Consider the following 19,189-nt stretch of genomic DNA (forward strand, 5'->3'; position numbering starts at 1 on the left):
ATAAGTCCATGGCGGATACAAGCCGGGCCGACACCAGCCGCCGCGCACGACCTCCGGACTTGTCGGGCGAGGTGGTGCGCGGCGGCGTGTCGATCCACTACGACGTGTACGGCGACGGCCCCACCACCGTGGTGTTGCTGCCCGCCTGGTCGATCGTTGACTCACGGATGTGGAAGGCGCAGGTTCCGTTCCTCGCTCGCCACTATCGGGTGGTGACCTTCGACGGGCGGGGCTCCGGCCGATCCGACCGACCACCGGAGGCGGCCGACTATCAGGACCGCGAATACGTCGCCGACGCGGTCGCGGTACTGGACGCCACCGGGACCCAGCAGTGTGTTCTGGTCGGATTCTCCCGCGGTGCCGAATGGGCAGTGCGCCTGACCGCCGCCGAGCCGGACCGTGTCCGGGGCATCTTCGCCATCGCCCCGTCCTGCGCGCTGCCCGCCGCGGACTTCGCCGGGCAGCGCGCGCTGTGGCAGCGTCGATCCGAAAACCCGCAGGGGTGGCGAAAGTACTCGGCGCATCACTGGCGCAGCGGAGGCCTGGCCGATTTCCGTGAGTTCTTCTTCGCGCAGATGTTCCCGGAACCGCACTCGAGCAAGCAGATCGAGGACATGCTGGCATGGTCGGCGGAGATCGACGCCCAGACGTTGTGCCACACCACCGCCGCCCGGCTCGATCCCGGACCCTTGGCCGCCGAACCCTTCAGCGAGGCAGCCGAATCGGTTCGCTGTCCGGTGCACGTTGTGCACGGGACAGCCGATACGGTCAGTGGCCACGCCGTCGGTGAGCAACTGGCGGAGCTGACCGGTGGATCGATCACCCTTGTCGAAGGAGCGGGCCACGGCGTGATCACACGTGACCCGGTTCGGGTCAACACACTGCTGCGCGGATTCATCGACTCTGTCACTCCGTCATCTCCGCGTCGCGCGAACTGGACGCGGGCCGCCAGGCGGCCTCGACGAGTGCTGTATCTGTCGTCGCCGATCGGGCTGGGCCATGCCCGCCGCGACTTGGCGATCGCCAATGAATTGCGCCGCAATGTTCCTGAGATCGACCTAATGTGGTTGGCCCAGAGCCCCGTGACCAAGGTCCTGGCCGCTGCTGGCGAGAGGTTGCACCCGGCGTCACGACATCTCCTCGGCGAATCCGCACATATCGAAAGTGAAGCAGGCGAACACGATCTCCATGCGTTCGAAGCGATCCGCCGCATGGACACGATTCTGATCGCCAACTTCATGGTTTTTGCCGAGATGGTCGCCGACTACCTGCCGGATCTGGTGATCGCCGATGAGGCTTGGGAAGTCGACTATTTCCTCCACGAGAACCCCGAACTCAAGCGGTTCCAGTTCGCATGGCTCACAGACTTCGTCGGCTGGTTACCGATGCCTGACGGCGACCGTCGAGAGCGCGCCCTGACCGCCGATTACAACGCCGAGATGATCGAACAGCGCGCCCGGTTTCCATGGGTACGTGACCGGTCGATCTTCGTCGGTGAACCTCACGACATCGTGCCGCACGACTTCGGTGCCGGGCTGCCGGGTATCCGCGAGTGGACGGAAAACAACTTCGAGTTCAGCGGGTACGTCATGGGTAGCCCGCCACCGGACGGTGCTGAGCGCGCGGCGCTGCGAGGAAGACTCGGCGTCGGACCCGACGACCGGTTGTGCGTCGTCACCGTCGGTGGAACGGGCGTCGGCAATTCCCTGCTGGGTCGGGTCGTCCACGCGGTACCGATCATCCGGCGGATGGTGCCGGAACTGGGCTTCGTCGTGGTCACCGGTCCCCGCATCGATCCGGCGTCGGTGCCGCGGGTCCCTGGGGTCACAGTCTGTGGATATGTCGACGACCTGGCCGACTATCTCGCGGCCTGTGACATCGCGGTGGTGCAGGGCGGCTTGACCACATGCATGGAGTTGACCGCGGCGGGCACCCCATTCGTCTACGTGCCGCTGGATCACCACTTCGAACAGAACTTTCACGTCAGTCACCGGCTGGACCGCTACGCGGCCGGACGCCGAATGTGCTACGCCGAGGCCGCAGATCCGCACCTGCTCGCCCAGATCATCGTCGAGGAGATGTCCGCCGACAGGCCGTATCGGCCGGTCGAGACCGACGGCGCCCAGCGTGCTGCCCAGTTGCTGACTGAATTGCTCTGATCGCAGGGTTTCCTGGCGGCGCCCCGGTGAATGAAACACCTCACCAACGAAACACTAGGTGGAGCCATGGATTCGAATGAGAGGTCGGCGGTGACAGGCTGATCCTGTGCCGACGGGGCACACGGAGAACCAGAGGAACGGCCATGGCCACATTCACATCCTTGTCACGAAACACACTGGCTGCGGCGATGGCCGCGGCGATCGCCGGCCCGGCGCTGGTCGGGATGACCGCCAGCACCGCGAACGCGAAGCCGAGAGAGGTCAACTGCCTGGCGGTCGCCGAGGTGATCGAAGATTCCTACAACATGGCGGAGTTCGCACGCGAACAAGGCGATGTGCGGGGCTAAGCAGACTATCTGGGCATCTACATCAGGGCCTCGAACAACTACGACCGATACTGCCTGGGATGAAGTTCAGAGCTGAGCTCGTCGCGCTGATCCCGCCGGGCCTTACCCGTCCACCCACCGGCACCGCCGCGCACTGACGGCCGTTGTTTGAGCCGCGGCTACTCGAGCTGATAAATCCGCCGGGCGTTTTCGTGGGCGATCAGGTCGACCACGCGGCGCGCGTCGGTGACGCTCCACTCCCCTGCGTCGATGAAGCGCTGCAACGCGAGTGTCATGCCGCTACGCCACAGCCGGGCGCCGAGATAGTGCAGTTCGGCCGGCCCGTAGCCGTCCGAGGAGTAGAGGATCTTGCGGAACGGGGCCATCTCGAGCAGCCGCTCGATGAACGCCGGCGATCGGGCGCCCAGGTAGTTGATCGCCAGACCCCCGTCGAGGTAGACGTTGTTGAACGCCTGCGCCAGGTAGCCGGCTTCGCGCTCGTAGGGGTAACAGTGCAGCAGCATCACCGGGGTCGGACCGCTTCCCCGCAGGAAGTCCAGCAGATGAATCGGATTGGCCGCGTGCAGGTCCGCGTCGCGATCGCCGAAGCCGACATGCAGTTGCAGCGGCTTCCCGAGCCGCAATGCGCGGTGCAGTCCGAACCGCAGCAGCACCCGGTCGGTGAGGCGAACACCTCCGGCGTCGCGCCAGCGTGCGGCCGCCTCGGCGACCTCCCGGGGCGCGGGGTCGGACAGATCGCCGACGAATCCGCCCCGGTAGGCCAGCACCGACTTGGTGCCCACCGCGGTGCGGGAGCGGTCGGAAAGGATCTCGTCGAACGCCGCCGCGTAATCCCCCGCTCGTGCCGCGGCCTCCTCGGCGATCGATTCCAGGCGGACCACTTCGTGGACCCCGCCGACCGCCAATCCGGACAGCTCGCCGAGCGACGCCACGCCGGGGGTGCCGGTGTCGACGAGCCAGTCGCAGACACCGGCGGCCGAGAGGAAATGGTAGGCGAGCTCGGCCTCGGGCACTGAGGTGCGCCGATCCCAGTAGTGGTCGGCCTCGGCGTGGCGAACCAGGCCGAGCGCCGTGGCGCAGTGCGCCCGGACCGCGAAACCCAGCTGTGTGTCGAAGCCCGAGTCGAAATCAGCCAGCGGTTCGGTGTTCGCCTCGTTGAGCGCGTTCTCGAACGTGGTGCGGTCCCGCGGCTGCAGCCAGCATCCGTGGACGTGGTGGTCGATCAGATGCACTGCGCCGAGGTGCTCGTGCAGCGCCGACATTCACACGCTCCAGGCCAGCCGGAACTTGTCGGCCAGTTCCTCGGTGCTCAGGTCGGCGAAATTGTCGCGTTCGTATCGGCGTACCGCGACGACGGCGTCGACCACCGGGTCACCCAGGATGCCTCGGATCATGGCGGAGCCGTTCAATGCGTCGAGGATCTCGGACTGGTCGGTGCTCAGCAGCCGCAAGTCCGCCTCGGCCCGTTCGGAATCGGACAACGAGGCCGGGTCGACCGCGATCTCGCCCGGGGCGGTGAGGCCCTGCTCGATGCCGTTGAGCGCCAGCCCCAGGATCGCCGCGGACGCGAGGTAGGGGTTCGCGGAGGGATCGACGACCTTGACCTCGACGTTGGCGCCGTAGGGGTTGGCCGAACCGCCGGGCAGGAAACGCACGGCGGCTTCACGGTTCTCGGTGCCCCAGCACAGCGTGGCACCTGACCAACTGCCAGGCTGCATGCGCAGCCCGGACAGGATCGAGCCGCACAACACGCCCTGGGCCTCGGCAAGCCCGGCGAGCACACCGGCGATCGCCGACGACCCCTCCTCGGTCAAGCCGCCAGGGAGCCCGCCCCCGGAGAACACCGGTGTGTCGCCGCGCTTCAGCGAAAAATGCTGGTGTGCACCAGAACCCACGCTACCGGCGAACGGGACGGGAGAAAGGCTCGCGCGCATGCCGTACGACCTGGCCACCCGGCCGATGATGATGCGCATCAGCGTCAGCTGGTCGGCGGCGGCCACCGGCGCCAACGGGGCCAACGAGATCTCGAACTGGTTGGCTCCGTACTCGGGGTGGAACTGCTCGATCGCCACCCCTGAACTCGTCGCCGCGGCCGTCACGTCTCGGACGAATCCCTCGTATTCGAGCACGCCCGCCAGCCCGTACTGTGCCCACAGGTGCTGGGGCAGGCGTGCACCGTCAGGGCCGACCAGCACGAACTCGATCTCGTGGCCCACCGCTGCGCTGTATCCGGCGTCGTCGAGGCGTTTCGTGACGGCGGCCAGCGCGCCCCGGGTGCAGTACGGATCGGGCACGCCGTTCTGGTCGAAGAACGAGCCTGGCGCCCAGGCGAATCCGTTACCCAGGATGCGCAGCGCCCCCAGATCGATGCGGATGCGCTGGTCGCCGACCACGCCGGTGGACTCGCTGAACACGATGCCCGCCTGGTCGATCGCGAAGACATGCCAGACCGGACTGGCGCCCAGACCCGGATCGGCGAACGAGCTCATTCGGCGCAACGGCACGGTCTTGGCGTGGATGAGGCCCGCCGGATTGACGACGGTCCCGATGAGGGTCGCCACTCCATCGGACTCGAGTTGTGCGATAGCCGCGGCGGCGAGCGGTTTGGCTGCCATGTCAGCCATTCATACCAGTAGCCGGGTGCGCGGGTCGGCCGAACTCTACAGCGTGATCTTGCAGGCCTGCCCGATGTCGAGGGTGCGCAACACCCGACCCATGCCCACCCACATCGCACAGGAGATCGCCAGGTCGGTGATCAGCGCGTCGTCGAAATGTTCGGCGGCACGCCGCCAGAAGTCGTCATCATCCCGAAGGCCGGTGTGATCGGTGGCGAAGCGGTGTGCGAACTCCATCGCGATGCGCTCGGCGTCGCTGTACCCGGGCCACGTCCGCCACTCAGCCGCATGCTCGTAGAGATCTTCGTCAACACCGGCAGCGTCACCGGCGCCGTCGCGGGTGTTCTGGCACACCACGCACTCGTTGGCGTGGGCGATCACGATGCGGGCCGCTTCCCGCACCCGCAGCGGCAGCCTGCCTTTGGTGTAGACGGCGTGGCTGAAGTTCGCCATCGCGGCACCGAGGTCGGGAGACGTGACCGCGAAGCCTGTCACGTCGTCGTCGGGGAAGTCTCCGATTCGGCTCATGGCCGCATCGTACGCCGCCTCACCGCGCGGGCGTGGCGGTCTCGGGCACCGCACCCCGGTCATCCCACTCGCGCTGCACCAGCAATCGCGCCGCGATCCTCTCCAGCGCCGCCTCGACCTCGGAATGGTCGGGGCGTCCCTCGAAAAGTGGCGACGACGCGAGCTTCTCGACGATTCGGCCCACCAGCGCGCCGGTTGCCGCGGCGACCTGACCGGCTCCGGCCTGGGTGAGCCACATGCGGTCGCCGGTGCGCAACGCGTAGCCGGAGTCGACCAGGCGCGTGAACGTCGGTTCGAGTACTTCGGCGGGCACTTTGAGCCGGTCGGCGATCGCCGACAGGGTGGCCGAACCGAAAACCTGACTGTGCCGGTAGATCTGGATAAGGCCCCACAGCAGGGCGAGGTCGGACACACAGCCGTGCCGGCCGGCGATGCTGCGCAGCCGGATGTCGGGTGAATGGCGCACCAGTCGGCCCACCGCGGTCTCCAGAATCTCCTCCGGGGTCTCCATCTGAGGCATGCCGAAGCCCTCCCCGAGGTCGACACCCGCCGCCGGGTCGAGGTCGCGCAGGGGCACCTCCTTGAGGGTCAGTGCGACCAGGAATCCGATCACGGCCACCGGCGCTGCGCACAGGAACACCAGGCCGAGCGAGTCGGCGTAGGCGTCGACGATCGGCGCGGCGACGTCGCCGGGCAGACGTTGAAGGGCCTGTGGGGACTGTGCCGCCTCGGCGGGGGCGCCACTGACGGCCAGCGCGGTGGCGATGCGGCTTTCGAGGAAGTTGGCGAACAGCGACCCGAAGATGGCCGCACCGAACGAACTTCCGATGGTGCGGAAGAACGTCACGCCCGACGTCGCGACGCCGAGGTCGGCGAAGTTGGCGGTGCTCTGCACGATCAGCACCAGTACCTGCATGCACAGCCCGATCCCGGCTCCGAGCACGAACAGGTAGACGCTCTGCTGGAGCACCGGGGTGCCGGCGTCCATCTGCGACAGCAGCACGAATCCCACCGCCATGACCGCGGTGCCGACGACGGGGAACACCTTGTAGCGGCCAGTGCGGCTGACCAACATGCCGCTGCCCATGGAGGTCAGCAACAACCCGCCCACCATCGGCAACGTGCGCAGGCCGGACTCGGTGGCCGAGACGCCGTCGACGAACTGCATGAACGTCGGCAGGAAGGTCAGCGCGCCCAGCATCGCGAAACCGACGATGAAGGCGAGCACGCAGCACACGGTGAACACGGGGCTGGCGAACAACCGGATGGGCAGGACGGGTTCGTCGGCGCGCAACTCGACCCAGACGAACAACGCCAGCATCACCGCCGAGCCGACGAACAGACCGATGATCATCGGCGACGACCACGCGTAGGTGCTGCCGCCCCAACTGGTTGCCAGCGTCAGCCCGGACGCGCCGAGACCGATGGTCGCGATGCCGGCGTAGTCGATGGCCGGCCGGGTCCGCTGGCCCAGCGCCGGGATCGCCACGGTGGCCACGGCGAGCACGACCAGGGCGACGGGGATGTTGATCCAGAACGCCCAGCGCCAGCTGAGGTGATCGGTGAAGTACCCGCCCAGGAGGGGGCCGATCACCGTCGTCACGCCGAACACCGCGCCCAGCGCGCCCTGATACCTGCCTCGATCGCGCAGCGGGATCACCTCGCCGATCAGCGCCATCGCAGTCACCATGATCGCGCCGCCACCGATGCCCTGCAGCGCCCGGGAGGCGACCAGCATCGTCATCGAGGACGAGATGCCGCACAGCACCGAGCCGCCCAGGAAGAACAGCACCGCGACGGTGAAGACGGCCTTGCGTCCGAACAGGTCCCCCAGCTTGCCGACGACGGCCGTGACGATGGTCGAAGCGAGCAGGTAGCTGGTCACCACCCAGGCCTGGTGTCCGGCGCCGCCGAGATCGGCCACCACCGTGGGCAGTGCGGTGGCCACGATGGTCTGATCCAGTGCCGCCAGCAGCATGCCGAGCAGCACAGCGACGAAGATCAGATTGTGCCGCTGCGCGCCGACCTGGGCGGGTTCGGCGTGTTCGGGCTGATCGGCGCTGGTCGCGGGGCTGCCTGTCATACCTGCCTTTCCGGGCGCGAAGAACTCTCCACCTACATCGTTAGATGTCCTATGGAAGTTACCGCGCCAGGCGGGGATAGCCGCCGGGGCCCGCGGCAAACCGCTACTGCGGCGGGCGGGACACGCACTGGGCCATGTAGAGCTCCTCGCCCATCTTGCCCATCAGCTCGAGCTGCGTTTCGAGGTAGTCGATGTGCAGTTCCTCGTCGGCGAGGATCTTTTCGAACAGGTTCGCCGAGGTGGCGTCGCCCTTTTCGCGGCACATCAGGATGCCTGGCTTGAGCCGCCCGACGACCTCGTACTCGATCGCCAGATCGGCCTCGAACTGCTCGCGCAACGTCTGCCCCACGCGCAGCGAGAACAGTCGCTGATAGTTGGGCAGACCGTCGAGAATGAGGATTCGGTCCGTGATCTCCTCGGCGTGAACCATTTCCTCGAACGATTCTTTGCGCGTGTGCGCAGCCAATTCAGTGAAACCCCAGTTGTCCTGCATCTTGGAATGGAGGAAGTACTGGTTGATCGCCGTCAGTTCGCTCGTCAATTGCTCGTTGAGCAATTTCAGAACCTCGGGATCGCCTTGCATGGCTGCTCCTAAACACGTTGTCGATGTCGGCGTGCGCTATCTGCACGGTGGTGCGCGAGCGTCTCCAATCTAGTGCACGCGCGGCATCCGGCGCGCACCATTACCGCTGTGTGAGGCATGTTTTCGGGTCGGTGACCGTGATATCGGCCAAGACCTCCTGTGCAACACGGCAGGAGTCTGGACTGCCTAGGCTAAGTAAGGTTAGACTCGGCTAACTGCTGAGGGCGGCGAAGAAAGGTAAGGGTCACCAATGGACGAGTATGATCTGCACTCGTTCATTCTCGCCTGCGACTTTCGCGTCGACGACCTCGAGTTCATGTGGGAATGGTTGGAAAAACACCGGAATGGTCTTTCCACTATCGGGGCGCATCACGTCGTGGTCTACGAATCCATTTGGGAACCGCGGCGGGTTCTGGTCACCATCGGAATTCGGCAGGCCCGCTCGATCAGGGAAGTGCTGCGCTCGCCGGCGATTTTCGAATGGTTCGATATTTCCGGTGCTGATGACATTCCCCCGATTTTCGGCGGCGAGGTCGTCGAGAAGATCGACCTGTACGGGACCGGATCCGAGCGTCATGTCGGTCGCGTCGTCGTGGGCGTGATGTCGTCGGTTGACGACGTGTCGGAACTGATGGTCAAGATCCACGACGGTCTCGAGCGCTTCAAGCGAGGCGGCGTGCGCAAGATCTGGGTGTACCGGGCACTCGATGACGGCCAGGAAGTCCTGATCCTGCAGGAGATCGACAACGAGGTCAGCGCACGTCAGTGGATCGAACACCCCGACGCGGCTGCCGAGTGGATGAGCAACGCCGGCATGGGCGCCTATCCGACGCGGTTCGTCGGCCGGTTCGCCCATCTGATGAGCGTCGGCGGGCAGGAGTAGCCGTGTTCGTCTGCCTGTGCACCGGAACCACGAGTCACGCGGTGAGCGAAGTGGTGGCCAATGGCGCACGCACCTCGAAGGAGATCGCCGAGGCCTGCGGCGCCGGCGGTGACTGTGGCCGCTGCCGCCGTACGTTGCGGTCGATCATCGAAGCCCATTTCGCCGACTGCGCGCCCAACCGGGTCAGTCGCTAGGACTTGCCCCTGCCGGTGAAGTCCGCCAGGGCCGCCGCGTTGGCCGCACCCCCGAGGAGCATTTCGAACTGCGCGTTCTCCCGTGCGGTAGCGGCCTCGATGCCGTCCCGGAACGGCTCGGTGAGCGTGCGCTTCACCGCGACAAGACTGGGAATCGATTGTGCAGCAATGATTTCAGCATGCTTTCTGGCCTCGGTTAGCAGCTCGTCGGGCTCACAGACCTTCCACGCGATGCCCATGCGCAGCGCCTCGGAGGCGTCCACCCACTGCGACGACAGCAGCATCCACGCCGCGTTCTGGCGGCCGATCAACTGCGGCAGCAGATACGACGAAGCCGCCTCCGGCGCGACCCCCAGGCTGGTGAACGGGCACTTCAGCCGTGCTGTGGAGGACATGAACACCAGGTCCGCGTACCCGAGAACGGTGGTGCCGATGCCCACCCCGACCCCGTTGACCGCGCACACCAGCGGCTTGGTCAGGTCGGTCAGTGCACTGATCATCGTCGTGAAGTGGCTGCCCTGGTCGCTCATCTGCGGGTCGGTGATCCGCGCCTGCATCTCTTTGAGATCGTTGCCCGCGCTGAACGCTCGACCCGCGCCGGTCAGCAGGACCACTGCGACGTCGGGATCTGCGTCGGCCTCCCGCAGCGCGGTGGCGGTGGCGAGGTAGAGCTCCTCGTTGAACGCGTTGAGGGCCTCGGGCCGGTCCAGCACCAGAGTGCGGACCCGGTTGTCGTCGCTGATCTGCAGAGTCACCGCTGCAGCGTATCGGCTGGCGCGAACGGATCGCGCAGCACGTATCGACTTGTCGGGACGGTGTCGATGTCGCGATTGGCCCCGAATGCAGAGGTGCTGGCCACCATTCGCGCCATGCGGTCGCTGAGCTCGGCGTCGTCGGCCGCGCCGAAGAAGGCGTGCAGGTCGGTCGTCGCGGCAAGGGGGAACAGCTCTTCGACGATGGCGGCGAGGACCGGCGCGTCGTCGGCCAGCGCGCGGACCACCGTGTTCTGGACGTAGCCGAAAGTGGCCTGGGTGTCGATGGCGACCTGGGTGTGGTCGTGCTGCCAGCGATGAAGCCACGTCGCCTGGTCCAGATCGGACGGTCGGCGCAGCATCGCGACGTTCGCCAGGCCCGGGGTCCGTTCTCCTGGTGCGGTGTGGGGCGGTGGCAGCGGCACCGATTCGGTGACCAGGTAGGCAGACACCTGTTGGCACAAATCGGCCAGCAGCTCGGTGGCGGTGCGGATCTGCTCGCCGTAGCACTGCTGGGTCCAGAGGCTGACGAAGGCGACGACGGGCGGGTCGAGTGTGGTGAGGGTCATGAGGGAATCGGTGACCGCGTCGTCGCGGACATTGACGGCCACCCCGGCCAACCCGGAGTCGAGAAGTGTCTGCGCCGCGTCGGTGCGCAACGTGGTGCACCAGGCCTCGTCGCCCGGGGTGCCCCGTAGCGTGATGATGACTTTCTCCACGTGCCGAACATAGCCCGGGACAGAATGGACTGATGATCAAGGGTCTTGCGCTGCGACCGGGGGTGCCGGACACCGCCGCGGTCCTGCGCAGCCTCCTCGGCGTGATCGCCGTAGGGGTGGTCGCCGCGCAATGGGGACCGCCGGGGGCGTCGACCGCGGCCGCCGCGGCGGGGGCCGTGACAGGCGCGGTGGCGTTGCAGGAAAGCCCCCGCGCACGCGTCCAGCTGGCGGTGGGCGCGTCGACGGTGCTGGGGGGCGCCGCGCTCATCGGTGCCGCCACGTCCGGCTACTCCCCCGTCTTCGTGCTCGCCGCAGCACTCTGGTGCCTGGCCGCGGCGATGCCGTGGGCGCTCAGTGCCAACGCGGGGCTGATCGGCGCGGCCTCGGCGGCGATTCTGGTTGTCGCGCCGCCGATCACGCCGACCCTGTCATCGGCGTTGGCGACTGCGGGGCTGGCCTTCGCCGGCGGACTGATCCAGGCGGCGTTGATTGCCGTCTGGCCGCAACGGCGCTGGCGCGTCCAGCGCGATGCCCTCGCCAAGGCCTATCGTTCGCTGGCCGCCGATGCCCGGCGGATCGCCGAGGGAACCGGTGACGGCGCCTCCGCTGTCGATCCCGAGCCGTTGATCGCGTTGCGTGCCGCGTTCACCGCGGCCGACGTTCAGGCCAAGCGCCACACCGCGGACTACCGCAGCTGGTATGGCCTGCCCGAGCGGATCGCCGCGACGCTGGCCGAGTTGGACGGCGTGGCGGCAGACGTGCGGCCCCGGGAAGTCCTGGACGCGGCGGCGGACACGCTCGCCGCAGTCGCCGAAACCCGCCGCAGCGCCCGCGCCGACGCCGAGGCGGCGATCTCCCGGCTCGATGCGGCAGTGGATTCCGAATCGCCTGTGGTGCACCGGCTGACCCGGCTGGTGCATGAAGCGGTCGCCATCCGGCTCGGGGAGTTTCTGCCCTCCTCCCCGGAGGCCGTGCGGCTCAGACGGCCGGAGGTGCGAACCTCGGTGCGCTCGGCCCTCGCGCTGATGCGCGGCCACCTCCACCGCCGATCGCCGGTCTTCCGTCACGCGGTGCGCCTCAGCGTGGCCGTCGCGGTGGGCTGTGCGATCCAGCGGTACACCGGGATCGCCCACGGTTACTGGATACCGCTGACGGTGCTGATGGTCCTGCGTCCGGAGACCGCGCACACCTACACCCGCTGCGCCGGGCGGATCGCCGGAACCCTGGCCGGCATCGCGGTGGCATCGGTGGTGCTGGTCCTGCTCACCCCCGGCGTCGTGGTGACGGCGGTGCTGGCCATCGTCTTCGTCGGGGCGGCCTACGCCGCGGCCGGTCTCGGCTATCTGGCGTCGTCGGCCGCCCTGACGGCGGCGGTGGTGTTCCTCATCGGACTCGAGCAGGTCGGGCCCGCAGCCACCACCGACGACCGGTTGTTGGGCGCCCTGATCGGCGGGGGCCTCGCCGTGCTGGCCCACGTGCTGTTCCCCGATGATGCGCTCACCAGGCTCGCGCAGCGGGCGGGCGAGCTGCTCAAGACCGAGGTGGACTACGCCGCGGTGGTGATCAAGGCCTATGTCCACGAGATCGACAGTCCGGCCGATGCGTTGTCCGCCGCATGGCAACGCGCGTTCCGGGCCCGCGCGGCGTTCGAGGCCGCCGCCGGCACCACCCGAATGGATTCTCGTGACCTGCGCCGGTGGATGGGCGCCTATCGGACGGCGCTCAACGCCGTGACGGCGTCCTGCACAACCCTGGAAGCTTCGCTGCCCGATCGGCCCGCGGCGGCATGGAACGGCGAATTCGTGCTGGCGGTGGACGAATACGTGGAGGCGCTCTGCGGCGACCCTCCAACAGCGGCGTCTCCCTGGACGGTGGACGTCACCGATCTGGAAGCCGCGGACAAGCGCCTGCGCGACGTCGTGCCCCGCCGCGGAGCCCACGAAGGCGAGGCTCGGGTGCTGGCCGCCGAAGTGGGCGCGATCACACGCAGCGTGGCCGGAATCGCCGTCACGCGCGGGCCCATCGCGGTTCGATGAACACCCCCTCTGCTTCCACCGTGATGCCGTCGGCGTCGGCGATGTGGCCGGTGGCGTAGGTTTTGAACCCGTCTGTGTGGGTGATCCGCGCCTCGGCGTGCAGTCGCCCGAGCGGGGTCAGTCGGCGGTAGCGGACCGTGATGGTTCCGGTCAGTCGGTGTACGCCGGGGGTGCTCACCGCGTCGCCCAGCACGTGGTCGAGCAGCATCGCCGATACACCGCCGTGGACGTGTCCCGGCGGGCCCTCGAACGCCGCACCGAGGTAGAAGTCGCTGGTGACGTATCGGTCCGTGCTCGCGGGCCCGTCAGAGACCTTGCGGATCACCAGCGGCGGTGCGGACGGGTTGCGGACCCCGATGACGGCGTTGCCCCACGGCATCGGGTCTCCGTAGGTGACGTACCGGACGCCGAAAGCCCCGTCGAGCTGACTGCTGCGCAGACGCGCTGTGGCGGCGTCGATCTGCGCGGTCGCAGCCGTGACGGCCTCGGCGTCGGCCTCGGTGCGGATGGTGGCGTCGATCAGTTCACGCACCGCTCGGGTGAGCGGCTCGTACAAGGACCGCAACCGTTCGACGTCGGCCGTGGTGAGGTCTTCCACGTGGGTGTACTTCAGCACCCGTCGACTAGAACACGGTGCAGTCGTGGTCCGCACGCCACCCCGCCGTTGGCGACGACTGCCCGCAGCGCGGCGACGTCCTCCGTCGAGGGTCCTCAGATCGCGCCCGGCATGCCGCTGAGGCCACCGGTGGACGGCATGACCGGCGGCGGTGCGATTACCGGCGCGGATATGACCGGCGGTGGTGCGATCGCCGGAGGTGCCGCGGGCGGCGGTGCAATTGCCGGTGGTGGCGAGATCGGTGGCGGCATGACTGGTGGCGTCACGGGCGGGGGCGGAATCACGGGTGGGGGCGCAGGCGGTGGCGGCATTGCCGGGGGTGCGGCAGCTGGCGAGGGCGCGGCGGGAGGCGGCGGAGGTGTCGGGGCGGCGTAGGGGCCACCCTGACACACCGGGTCGATGGGCATGGCGGCGCACCGAGGGTCTGCCGGTCCGGCCGGCGGTCCCTGGTAGTACGGGCCGCCCTGGCACACCGGATCCAGCGGTGTCTGCGCGCACGCGGGATCGAGCGGACCCGTCGGGCCCTGTGTCGGGACGGGGGCGCCGATCACAGCGGGCACCGGTGCGGCCCCTGCGGTTCCGGCCCATGCGGTTCCGGCGGCGAGCACTCCGCCCGCGAGCGTTCCGGCCGTGACCGCCACTCGGATCGCGAGCGTACGGATTCTGATGGAAATCGCGCCGATTCCGTCAGAAACCGTACTGTCGGTGCTCGCCGAGCCACTGCGGAGCCGAGATCTGGGCGGCGCCGCGAGATCGGGGCGCAACCGCGGCATCAGGGCGACGGGGCGGAACCTCGGCATCGGGGCGACGGTGCGGAACCGCGGCATCGGGGCGACGGTGCGCAACCGCGGCTTCGGGGCGACGGCGCGCAACCGCGGCATCAGGGCGACGGTGCGGCGCTGCGGCATCGGGGCGAGGGTGCGGCGAGAACATGGTGTCGCGCTCATCTGTGGCTCCTCTGCCGGCGACGGATGTGACGACCGTAGCAAAGCGGGCCATTTCGCGTTGGTATTCGCAACAAACGCACCTACCGCCGACTCGTGGTCTCCTGGGGCACGCGTGCCAGCGAGACAGCAAAACAATCATCTGGACCGTCAGCGTCGCGGGAGCCGCCCTGGGCGGCGTCGTTCCCTACCATTGGGCCATGGCTGCGCCGAGCGACGACCCTGCCCGGTTCGGCCTGCCCGCAACCTTGGTGGAGGTTGCGTCCCACCGCCTGCGCGAGGCGATCCTCAGCGGCGAGCTCTCCCCCGGCGAGAAGATCGTCGAAGAACAGTTGTGCGCGACCTTCGGCTTCAGCCGGGCGCCGCTGCGCGAGGCGCTACGCCTGCTCACCCAACAGGGGTTGGTCGAGCACCTGCCCCGGCGAGGCTCGCGAGTCGCCGAATGGTCGCCGACAGATGTCCTCCAGTTGTTCGAACTGCGCCATGTGCTGGAGCGCCATGCCGTGGAATCCGCACTCCCGCTGGAGGATTCGGCGACAGCGCTCGAGCCGGTGCGGGCAGCGCTGGAACGCATGGACGTCGCCCACGACGCGGTGGACCGCGACGATGCCCACCGCGCGTTCCATGCCGCCGTCGTCGGGCTGGCCCACAACCGTCAACTCGACATCACGCTGGAGCCGATCCTGCTCAAGCTGCAGCTCCCGATGGCGAAGAACCTCCGCGAGGAGGCCCGGCAACGCGATGCCGGTGACGGCATCGAGCGGCACAAGGCGATCCTCTCTGCGCTGGAGACCAATGACGCGGCCTTGGCGATCGCGGCATTGCGTGACCACGGCCACCTGCACTACCTCGGGCTGGAGAAGGAACCGACACCGGGCACCCGAGCGCGGCGCTAACACGATCGACACACGCCCGACCCAGAATTGCCATCATTCTGTCGACAATCGACAGACATGGGTGACTCGAAACCTGGACCGACCGTCGGGCCCTCCGTGGCCGAGATTCTCACCTCCCACGCCTCGGGCACGGGGTCGCCCACGGCCACCGCGGCCCGGGTGGCCGATGCGATCGCCGCACGGGGCGACGACGGCACGTGGCTGTCGACCGTTCCCCGCGAGCAGCTGATCGCCGCGGCCGAGGACATCGAGAACCGTCCGGGCGCGCGCACCCTGCCGCTCTACGGGGTGCCGTTCGGGGTCAAGGACAGCATCGACGTGGCCGGCGTGCCGACCACGCTGTCCTGCCCCGACTACGCCTACGTCGCCACCGCCACCGCACCGGCGGTGCGCCGCCTGCTCGACGCGGGCGCCCTGTACGTCGGCAAGACCAACCTCGACCAGTTCGCGACCGGGCTCAACGGCACCCGAACGCCCTACACCGTGCCGCGCAGTGTCTACGGCCGCGACATGATTTCCGGCGGCTCCAGTTCGGGGTCGGCACTGGCTGTCGCTCTCGGCCAGGTGCCGTTCGCGGTCGCAACGGACACCGCCGGTTCGGGGCGGGTGCCTGCCGCGCTGAACGGCGTCGTGGGCTTCAAGCCGTCGCGGGGACTGATCAGCACCGTCGGGCTGGTGCCCGCCTGCAGGTCGCTGGATTGTCTGAGCGTCATGGCGGGTTCGGTCGACGACGTGGACCGGGTCCTCGATGTCATGATCGCCCGCGACGACGACGACCCCTGGGCTCGAGACCGCGGGCCGCGCTTCGGCGCAGACACCGTCACCGTGGGGCTGCCGCCGGAGCACGAGCTGGAGTTCTTCGGTGACGAGCAGATGCGCCGCGCGCACCTCGCCGTCCGGACCCGGTTGGCTCGCACGAACACCGTCGTCGACGTCTCACTTCAGCCCTTCCTCGCGGCCGGCGCGCTGCTCTACCAGGGGCCGTGGGTGGCAGAACGGCTGGTCGAGTTCGGCGAATTCCTTGCTGCCCAGCCGGATTCGATCCACCCGGTGGTGCGCGACATCCTGCGCAGTGGACACCGCTACAGCGCCGTCGACGCGTTCAGCGCGCTGCAGAGACTCCAGGAGCTCAAGGCCGTGACCGCTCGGTTGTGGCAACAGATGGATGTGCTGGTCCTGCCGACGATCGGCACGACCTTCACCGTCGACGAGGTGCTCGCCGCGCCGATCGACTGCAACACGAAACTCGGCCACTACACGCATTTCGGCAATCTGCTCGACCTGCTCGGTGCCGCTGTCCCGGCCGGGGTCACCGCCGACGGGCGGCCGTGCAGCGCAATGGTGCTCGGGCCGGCGCTCAGCGATGACACCGTGCTGCATCTCGCCGCCCAACTCCTCGACGAACCACGCCGAACACCCTGGCAGCCGGGCGTGCCCGCCGACGCCGTCACCCTCACCGAGGAGCACGCATGAGCAGAACCGTCGACATACCTGCAGAGCCCGGGCCGTTCACGCTCGTCGCGGACCGCACCGCGTTGATCGTCATCGACATGCAACGGGACTTCCTGCTGCCCGGAGGATTCGGCGAGAGCCTGGGCAATGACGTGGCACAACTCGCGCGGGTGGTGACACCACTGGCTGCACTGATCGGAGCGGCCCGCGACGCCGGGGTGACGGTCATCCACACGCGGGAAGGGCACCGGCCCGACCTGTCGGATTGTCCACCGGCCAAACTGCGGCGCGGTGCCCCGTCGAAACGCATCGGTGACGAAGGCAAGTACGGACGCATCCTGATCCGGGGCGAATACGGGCACGACATCGTCGACGAGCTCGCCCCGGTCGCCGGCGAAGTCGTCATCGACAAGCCCGGTAAGGGGGCGTTCTACGCCACTGAGCTGTCCGAGCTCCTCACCGCTGCCGGGATCACCCAGCTGCTCGTCACCGGCGTCACCACCGAGGTGTGCGTGCACACCACCACCAGGGAGGCCAACGACCGCGGATACGAATGCCTTGTCGTATCCGACTGCGTCGGTTCCTATTTCCCCGAATTCCAACGGGTCGGCCTGGACATGATCAAGGCCCAGGGCGGCATTTTCGGATGGGTGGCAGACAGTGCCGTCGTCATCCCCGCACTCACTCAACTCACCACGCCAGCAGACCGAGAAGAGGCCCGATGAGCACCGACGTCACCAACGCACCCGCCGAACCACCCGCTGCCCGGTCGCTGTCCCTGCCCTGGTGGACGCGCGGCGACACCAACGCGTTCTTCGGCCTGGGATTCAACATCCTGGTCAACGTGCTCACACTGACGGGGTTGATGGTGGCCGTGGTCGCCGTGCCGGCCACCGATGTGCTGGGCACGGTCCTCCCGGCGCTGGGGGTCGCCCTGATCCTCGGGAACCTCTACTACACGTTCCTGGCTCGGCGACTCGCGCGGCGGGAGAACCGGACCGACGTCACCGCCCTGCCGTACGGCCCCAGCGTGCCGCACATGTTCATCGTGGTGTTCGTCGTGATGCTGCCGGTCTATCTGGCCACCGACGATCCGATGCAGGCCTGGCAGGCGGGTCTGGCATGGGCGTTCCTGATCGGCGTCATCGTGATGATCGGCGCGTTCGTCGGTCCCTACATCCGCAAGCTGACACCGCGGGCCGCGATGCTGGGCACCCTGGCCGGCATCTCCATCACGTTCATCTCGATGCGCCCCGCCGCACAGATGTGGGAGGTCGCCTGGATCGGTCTGCCGGTGCTGGCCATCATCCTGATCGGTTTCTTCACCGACGTGAAGCTGCCGGGCAGCATCCCCATCGGACTGGTCGCATTGCTGGTCGGCACCGCCATCGGCTGGGCGGGTGGCTACATGTCGGCGCCCGACGTCGGGCAGGCCGTCAGCGACATCGCCGTCGGGGTTCCGGACCTGCGGCTGGACATGCTGATCAGCGGCCTGTCAGATCTGGCGCCGCTGCTGGGCACCGCGATTCCGCTGGGTGTGTACAACTTCACCGAGGCGATGAGCAATGTCGAGAGCGCCGCGGCGGCCGGTGACAGCTACAACCTGCGCAGCGTGCTGCTCGCCGACGGAGCCGGTGCGGTGGTCGGCTCGGCTTTCGGCTCGCCTTTTCCTCCCGCCGTCTACATCGGCCACCCGGGGTGGAAGGACGCCGGAGGCCGCGCGGGGTACTCGCTGGCCAGCGGTGCCGTCATCGGGATCCTGTGCTTCCTGGGGCTTTTCGGCGTCCTGGCCGCGCTGCTGCCGGTGCCGGCCATCGTGCCGATCCTGCTCTACATCGGACTGCTGATCGGCGCCCAGGCCTTCCAGGCGGTCCCGCGGCTGCACGCGGTCGCCGTCGTCGCCGCGCTGCTGCCCAACCTGGCGGAATGGGGGCGCGGCATGATCGACAACGCGCTCAGTGCGGCAGGAACCACGGCGGCGGAAGTGACCAGCGAGGCGCTCAACGGCGCGGGTGTGGTCTACGACGGGCTCAAGACCCTGGGTGAGGGCGCGGTGCTGGTCGGCCTGATTCTCGGCACGATGGTCACCTTCATCCTGGACAAGAAGTTCCGCTACGCCGCGGCGGCGGCGCTGGTGGGAGCGGCGCTGTCGTTCATCGGTCTGATTCACGCCGCCGAGGTGTCGTGGGCGGCCAGTCCGCAGGTGGCGCTCGGCTATCTGCTGTTCGGCCTGGTCTGCCTGCTGTTCTCGGTCCTGCCCGGCGCCAAGACGCCGGTGACCCATCCCGACGAGGCGGACATCGTCGCCGGACACTGACGGCGACCGCGGTCACAGGGCAATGACGGCGAGCGCCGCCACACGGCGACCGCCAAACGGGGCAC

The 19,189-nt window shown here is 68.1% G+C and carries 18 protein-coding genes; 9 read left to right on the forward strand and 9 right to left on the reverse strand.

The genetic code is table 11. From position 1 onward, the window contains the following. The first annotated feature begins 8 nt into the window (after positions 1 to 8). Together ACEWX3_RS14395 and ACEWX3_RS14400 are read left to right on the forward strand one after the other, a co-directional pair. Entirely contained in the window at positions 9 to 2,159 is a 2,151-nt protein-coding gene (locus ACEWX3_RS14395) for an alpha/beta fold hydrolase (protein WP_374156906.1), read from the forward strand. A gap of 143 nt (positions 2,160 to 2,302) precedes the next feature. Continuing rightward, entirely contained in the window at positions 2,303 to 2,506 is a 204-nt protein-coding gene (locus ACEWX3_RS14400) for a hypothetical protein (protein WP_374156907.1), read from the forward strand. A 158-nt stretch (positions 2,507 to 2,664) separates the two neighbouring features. Here the strand turns inward: ACEWX3_RS14400 and ACEWX3_RS14405 are convergent, their stop codons facing one another. The 5 genes from ACEWX3_RS14405 to bfr form a co-directional block, all read right to left on the reverse strand. Further along, positions 2,665 to 3,768 (reverse strand): amidohydrolase family protein, encoded by a 1,104-nt coding sequence (locus ACEWX3_RS14405; RefSeq protein WP_374156908.1) that lies wholly within the window; start codon positions 3,766 to 3,768, stop codon positions 2,665 to 2,667. After that, on the reverse strand, positions 3,769 to 5,130 hold the full coding sequence (locus ACEWX3_RS14410) for a glutamine synthetase family protein (RefSeq protein ID WP_221357538.1): 1,362 nt from the start codon (positions 5,128 to 5,130) through the stop codon (positions 3,769 to 3,771). It abuts the gene before it with no gap. Positions 5,131 to 5,166: 36 nt separating this feature from the next. Next, on the reverse strand, positions 5,167 to 5,649 hold the full coding sequence (locus ACEWX3_RS14415) for a carboxymuconolactone decarboxylase family protein (RefSeq protein WP_374156909.1): 483 nt from the start codon (positions 5,647 to 5,649) through the stop codon (positions 5,167 to 5,169). 19 nt (positions 5,650 to 5,668) lie between these two features. Then, the gene (locus ACEWX3_RS14420) at positions 5,669 to 7,732 is read right to left on the reverse strand and encodes an MDR family MFS transporter (protein WP_374156910.1); all 2,064 of its coding nucleotides are present in this window, start codon (positions 7,730 to 7,732) and stop codon (positions 5,669 to 5,671) included. A 103-nt stretch (positions 7,733 to 7,835) separates the two neighbouring features. Next, on the reverse strand, positions 7,836 to 8,315 hold the full coding sequence (gene bfr / locus ACEWX3_RS14425) for a bacterioferritin (RefSeq protein WP_163675767.1): 480 nt from the start codon (positions 8,313 to 8,315) through the stop codon (positions 7,836 to 7,838). 250 nt (positions 8,316 to 8,565) lie between these two features. On the opposite strand from bfr, the gene ACEWX3_RS14430 reads away from it, so the two are divergent. Together ACEWX3_RS14430 and ACEWX3_RS14435 are read left to right on the forward strand one after the other, a co-directional pair. Continuing rightward, the gene (locus tag ACEWX3_RS14430; RefSeq protein WP_374156911.1) at positions 8,566 to 9,198 is read left to right on the forward strand and encodes a fatty-acid--CoA ligase; all 633 of its coding nucleotides are present in this window, start codon (positions 8,566 to 8,568) and stop codon (positions 9,196 to 9,198) included. 2 nt (positions 9,199 to 9,200) lie between these two features. Next, on the forward strand, positions 9,201 to 9,392 hold the full coding sequence (locus tag ACEWX3_RS14435; RefSeq protein ID WP_152517368.1) for a bacterioferritin-associated ferredoxin: 192 nt from the start codon (positions 9,201 to 9,203) through the stop codon (positions 9,390 to 9,392). Here ACEWX3_RS14435 and ACEWX3_RS14440 read toward each other — a convergent pair. Continuing rightward, on the reverse strand, positions 9,389 to 10,147 hold the full coding sequence (locus ACEWX3_RS14440; protein ID WP_283609148.1) for an enoyl-CoA hydratase/isomerase family protein: 759 nt from the start codon (positions 10,145 to 10,147) through the stop codon (positions 9,389 to 9,391). The two genes, ACEWX3_RS14435 and ACEWX3_RS14440, sit on opposite strands and share 4 nt — an antisense overlap. Further along, entirely contained in the window at positions 10,144 to 10,863 is a 720-nt protein-coding gene (locus tag ACEWX3_RS14445) for a hypothetical protein (RefSeq protein ID WP_374156912.1), read from the reverse strand. The genes ACEWX3_RS14440 and ACEWX3_RS14445 overlap by 4 nt, the downstream gene beginning before the upstream one ends. A 32-nt stretch (positions 10,864 to 10,895) precedes the next feature. Here ACEWX3_RS14445 and ACEWX3_RS14450 point away from each other — a divergent pair, with 32 nt between their 5' ends. Beyond that, positions 10,896 to 12,899: an FUSC family protein gene (locus ACEWX3_RS14450; protein ID WP_374156913.1), complete on the forward strand. Its 2,004-nt coding sequence runs from the start codon at positions 10,896 to 10,898 to the stop codon at positions 12,897 to 12,899. Here ACEWX3_RS14450 and ACEWX3_RS14455 read toward each other — a convergent pair. Both ACEWX3_RS14455 and ACEWX3_RS14460 read right to left on the reverse strand, forming a co-directional pair. Then, entirely contained in the window at positions 12,871 to 13,515 is a 645-nt protein-coding gene (locus ACEWX3_RS14455; protein WP_374156914.1) for a PaaI family thioesterase, read from the reverse strand. The two genes, ACEWX3_RS14450 and ACEWX3_RS14455, sit on opposite strands and share 29 nt — an antisense overlap. A gap of 95 nt (positions 13,516 to 13,610) precedes the next feature. Then, a complete protein-coding gene (locus ACEWX3_RS14460; protein ID WP_374156915.1) occupies positions 13,611 to 14,462 on the reverse strand; it encodes a hypothetical protein in 852 nt (283 codons plus the stop codon). Positions 14,463 to 14,659: 197 nt separating this feature from the next. Here ACEWX3_RS14460 and ACEWX3_RS14465 point away from each other — a divergent pair, with 197 nt between their 5' ends. Genes ACEWX3_RS14465 through ACEWX3_RS14480 form a run of 4 tightly spaced genes read left to right on the forward strand, consistent with a single transcriptional unit; the run spans position 14,660 to position 19,124 of the window. After that, positions 14,660 to 15,355 (forward strand): GntR family transcriptional regulator, encoded by a 696-nt coding sequence (locus tag ACEWX3_RS14465; RefSeq protein WP_374156916.1) that lies wholly within the window; start codon positions 14,660 to 14,662, stop codon positions 15,353 to 15,355. Between the two features lie 57 nt (positions 15,356 to 15,412). After that, positions 15,413 to 16,828, forward strand: a complete 1,416-nt coding sequence (locus ACEWX3_RS14470; protein WP_374156917.1) for an allophanate hydrolase — start codon at positions 15,413 to 15,415, stop codon at positions 16,826 to 16,828. Next, positions 16,825 to 17,532 (forward strand): cysteine hydrolase family protein, encoded by a 708-nt coding sequence (locus ACEWX3_RS14475; RefSeq protein WP_221357556.1) that lies wholly within the window; start codon positions 16,825 to 16,827, stop codon positions 17,530 to 17,532. The genes ACEWX3_RS14470 and ACEWX3_RS14475 overlap by 4 nt, the downstream gene beginning before the upstream one ends. After that, on the forward strand, positions 17,529 to 19,124 hold the full coding sequence (locus ACEWX3_RS14480) for a regulator (protein WP_207069420.1): 1,596 nt from the start codon (positions 17,529 to 17,531) through the stop codon (positions 19,122 to 19,124). The genes ACEWX3_RS14475 and ACEWX3_RS14480 overlap by 4 nt, the downstream gene beginning before the upstream one ends. Positions 19,125 to 19,189: the final 65 nt, after the last annotated feature.

Origin of the sequence: Mycobacterium sp. G7A2, assembly GCF_041902445.1 — a bacterium.
Taxonomy (GTDB): Bacteria; Actinomycetota; Actinomycetes; order Mycobacteriales; family Mycobacteriaceae; genus Mycobacterium.

Bases quoted from the DNA above. Each gene is read 5' to 3' on its own strand.
- ACEWX3_RS14395 (WP_374156906.1), top strand. From the start codon at position 9: ATGGCGGATACAAGCCGGGCCGACACCAGCCGCCGCGCACGACCTCCG.
- ACEWX3_RS14400 (WP_374156907.1), top strand. From the start codon at position 2,303: ATGGCCACATTCACATCCTTGTCACGAAACACACTGGCTGCGGCGATG.
- ACEWX3_RS14405 (WP_374156908.1), bottom strand. From the start codon at position 3,768: ATGTCGGCGCTGCACGAGCACCTCGGCGCAGTGCATCTGATCGACCAC.
- ACEWX3_RS14410 (WP_221357538.1), bottom strand. From the start codon at position 5,130: ATGGCTGACATGGCAGCCAAACCGCTCGCCGCCGCGGCTATCGCACAA.
- ACEWX3_RS14415 (WP_374156909.1), bottom strand. From the start codon at position 5,649: ATGAGCCGAATCGGAGACTTCCCCGACGACGACGTGACAGGCTTCGCG.
- ACEWX3_RS14420 (WP_374156910.1), bottom strand. From the start codon at position 7,732: ATGACAGGCAGCCCCGCGACCAGCGCCGATCAGCCCGAACACGCCGAA.
- bfr (WP_163675767.1), bottom strand. From the start codon at position 8,315: ATGCAAGGCGATCCCGAGGTTCTGAAATTGCTCAACGAGCAATTGACG.
- ACEWX3_RS14430 (WP_374156911.1), top strand. From the start codon at position 8,566: ATGGACGAGTATGATCTGCACTCGTTCATTCTCGCCTGCGACTTTCGC.
- ACEWX3_RS14450 (WP_374156913.1), top strand. From the start codon at position 10,896: ATGATCAAGGGTCTTGCGCTGCGACCGGGGGTGCCGGACACCGCCGCG.
- ACEWX3_RS14460 (WP_374156915.1), bottom strand. From the start codon at position 14,462: ATGAGCGCGACACCATGTTCTCGCCGCACCCTCGCCCCGATGCCGCAG.
- ACEWX3_RS14465 (WP_374156916.1), top strand. From the start codon at position 14,660: ATGGCTGCGCCGAGCGACGACCCTGCCCGGTTCGGCCTGCCCGCAACC.
- ACEWX3_RS14470 (WP_374156917.1), top strand. From the start codon at position 15,413: ATGGGTGACTCGAAACCTGGACCGACCGTCGGGCCCTCCGTGGCCGAG.
- ACEWX3_RS14475 (WP_221357556.1), top strand. From the start codon at position 16,825: ATGAGCAGAACCGTCGACATACCTGCAGAGCCCGGGCCGTTCACGCTC.
- ACEWX3_RS14480 (WP_207069420.1), top strand. From the start codon at position 17,529: ATGAGCACCGACGTCACCAACGCACCCGCCGAACCACCCGCTGCCCGG.